The 244-nt window shown below is 38.9% G+C and carries 1 protein-coding gene; it reads right to left on the reverse strand.

The genetic code is table 11. The features are described 5' to 3' along the window. Positions 1-244: Crp/Fnr family transcriptional regulator (locus SB754_RS22400; protein WP_410784478.1), on the reverse strand; the 244-nt coding region annotated here is incomplete at both ends.

Here is a 244-nt window from a genome sequence, read left to right on the forward strand (position 1 = left end):
GTATTAATGATATCGATTCCCTGTATGTATTCAATATCTCCAATTACTTCAAGAGGGGTCTTGAATGACAAAATCAGATTCTTGCCTTCAACTGATGTCGTAGACACTTTAACTTTCCCCTTAACCAGCACGTACAAATAATTCACGCAATCGCCTTGGGAGCAAATGCATTCACCAGGATTAACCCGGTATAGAGATAAATAGGGCATCAAGGCTCCATTAAAAATGTTTTCCAACTGATGTG

This window comes from Leifsonia sp. SIMBA_070 (assembly GCF_046534635.1).
In the GTDB taxonomy this organism is placed as follows: Bacteria; Actinomycetota; Actinomycetes; order Actinomycetales; family Microbacteriaceae; genus Leifsonia.